Annotated in this window: 1 pseudogene; it reads right to left on the minus strand. The window is 40.8% G+C overall.

What is annotated here, in order from left to right:
- Positions 1-3,157: pseudogene (locus tag EA341_RS00290) on the minus strand (hypothetical protein); the annotation flags it as partial.
- Between the last annotated feature and the right edge of the window lie 109 nt (positions 3,158-3,266).

Raw genomic sequence — 3,266 nt, forward strand, 5'->3', positions numbered from 1 at the left:
AATCCACTGTGGAAATATAACGGGGATTCAAAACTTCGCCCAGTCTTGTTTCATACCAGTTGAACAGATGTCCGTGATATTTTTCAAGAGAGCGTACAGCTTGTAGGGATTTTTGCTGCCTTTCCAGCAATACCCCAAGTGTAATGTAGCCCATGTTGAAAGCTGTCTGGTTGGAGACCAAAGCCAGCCCAATATTGGTCGGAGATGTGCGTTCTATAATAGGCAGGGGAGGATCTTCCTGATAATTGTCAGGAGGAAGCCAGTAATGATCCTCATTTACAAACCGCTCGAAATAAAACCATGTCCGTCTGGCATACATTCTGAGTTTTAACTTTTCCTCATCTGAAATACTCTCCCTACGTTTTTGAATTGATTGGCTGATATACCATACAAAAAGAGGTGAACTCGACCACAATAGAAAAAACGGAATTACTAACCATAAATAATGGGGGACTTTGATCATGGCTGTAAAAAATACCCCTACTCCTAAGAGTACTGGAAAGATCATGCTTCGCCAATAGGCTTTCTGTGAATTAGAGCCAATTTGTTCTACATTGGAGAAGGCCGTCCATTCCAGTAACTTTTTTTTCGAAATTGTCAGGCGATATAAGGTCCTAAAGACTGCATCCAATTGGATAAATGCCTGGTGGGGTAAGATGATAATTGTAGCAATAGCCTGGACAGTATTTATTTTTAGGGTGTCCTTGACTTTTACCATATGAAGTTTCCACCTTACCCGTGCCGGTCTGTTCAATAAATCACTAGATAGGCTGACATAAGTGGGGAAAGCCAAAATTCCAAAAGCTGCCGCTGCCCATATCCATCCGGATCCGGGTAACCAAAAAATACCAGTGACAAAGAAGACGGTCAGAAACAGAAAGTTCAAAGACCTCCGAAGGTTATCGAATATTTTCCATTTTGAAAGGAGATTAATAGGGTTTTTACAGCTTCCTTCCTGCGCTGGGACAGTTGGTAAAAGCCAGGCCGCAATCTGCCAGTCCCCTCTTGTCCAGCGGTGGTTTCTTTTTGTGAAATTGGCATAGGTGCTTGGGTAGTCGTCAAAAACCTCAATGTCTGTAGCAAGACCTGTCCTCAGGTAAGCACTCTCGATAAGGTCATGGGAAAGAATCCTATTTTCGGGAAACCTGTTATGTAAAACGCAGTGAAATGCGCTGACATCATAAATTCCTTTGCCGGTAAAAATGGCTTCACCTGAAAGATCCTGGTAAATATCTGACACAGCAGCTGAATAGGGGTCAATTCCCACATTTCCTGAAAATATCTTTGAAAACCACGTTTTTCCCGCTGATTCCGGAGAGAAGGAGATGCGTGGCTGTATGATAGAATATCCTTTTGTGATTCTTTTTTTGCTATCATCATATAAGGCCCTATTGAGTGGGTGAGAGATGGTACTGATGAGCTTTTTCGCAGACCCAGGAGGAAGCTTGGTGTCTGCATCCAGTGTAATGACAAACCGAACTGGAATAATACTTACTGAAGCAATAAAGTCACCAGCAAAGACAGCAAATGAACTTTTTGAGTTTGGATCGCAAATTACATTGTTCAGCTCTTCCAGCTTTCCTCTTTTTCTTTCCCAACCCATCCATACACCTTCAGTTTCATTCCATAAGCGCTCACGGTGAAGCATGAAAAATTTATTGCCGTAGTGAGATGAATACTTCTCATTCAACTCCCGGATGGCATTTTTGGCTGCTTCAAGTATGGCTTTGTCCTCTTTTTGATACTTTTCTTCAGCATCAGCAAAATCCGAAAGGATTGCAAATTGAAGCCTCAAATCCGGATTTGCCAAGGAATGGATTTCAATATTTTCTATTTGCCGTAAGGCATCCTCAGGAGAAGAAAATAAGGTTGGAACCACCACAAGTGTTCTGGAGTCATCTGAAATATCGTCTTTGTAGTTCATTTTGGGCAGCACCCGTGGAGGCAAAAAAAACGTGAAAAACCTGTTGACAACAGCTATGGATAAATCGAAAGCGGGAAAAAAAGCAATAAAAATAACTGCAATGATGGCTAATGGTGAATAGCTGATTACTCCTGTAGCCATCCATAATATCCCTAAAAAGCCAAGTGTGAAAACTGAAAGTGTTATCAGGTATAAAGAAAAGTGAGCTTCAAAAGCTCTGTGAATCCTTTCTCTGATTGGAATGGCAAAATCAGTTTTTTTGATGAGTTCAGGATATCCGTCTCCTATCAGGTAGTATCCTATATGCTGTTTCACCTTGTTTTTATCAAAAACTGGATTTATTGAATCTTCTATAGCAGTTTCCACCTGAGCTTTTGCCAATTCCAGGGCATGGTTTGATACCTCAGTTTCTGACAGTTTAGAATGCCTGCTGATTTTCTCAATGACTCTCCGGTAACTGTCTCTGGTAAGGAAGTCCATCTTCATATAATATCCGGAGGGATCCTGTTTTAGAATACTGTCTATGACGGAGCAGTCCTCTACAAAGTCAGACCAATCTGTCTCTGTAATTTTCCTTAAAGAAATCACTGCATTTTGAATATTAACCTGCAGTCTGGATTGTTTTTGAGCCTGCAAGCGCATGGCGTCATCTAATGTGGTTTCATATTGATTGATATGGTAACCAAACCAGCGTTTTTGTTCTTCATGGAGAAGACCCGCTGACTGAAGTTGGTTGAACAACTCCAGAAGATGAGAAAGTCCTGATGTTTCAGAATGGACTTTTGCCCAGCCTGAAATGGCATGTGAAAAAGCTCCAGGTTCTTGAAAATCTTCTTTTTGAACAGCTTGAAGGAATTTTTCAACCTCACTCTTGATATGCTTATGCTCTAAAATCCGCGAGGCTTTTTCGGCCAGGATTTGAATAAGAAAAAGACGGATCATAATGGGAATGGCCCAAAGTTCCCCCAACTTTAGTGTTTCTTCCTGCTGGTAACTTTTAATGTATTCGAGAAGGACTTCGCTGTCTAAGACATTATCAGTATGTGTAAGCATATTGAGCACGATCTCATAGACCCTGGGTAGTCCCTGATGCTCTCCTATGGCAAGTATAGGGATTTTTTTCTGGTAAGCTTTGGGGAAATCAATTCCGATTTGAACAATCTGTTCTTGGATGATATAAAAATTGTCTAGTATCCATTCTGCAGCTGGAGAAATTTCTTTTTCTGATTTCACCAGCTTTGAGAGCGCTCTATATGTTTCAATAAGCACATCTTTGGAATGATCTAAGATCGGCTTAACTGGTTTTAGGTTGTGTGTATTTGAAGAAACTTTATGAACCTTT

It is taken from the genome of Mongoliibacter sp. (genome assembly GCF_007692705.1).
Taxonomy (GTDB): domain Bacteria; phylum Bacteroidota; class Bacteroidia; order Cytophagales; family Cyclobacteriaceae; genus Mongoliibacter.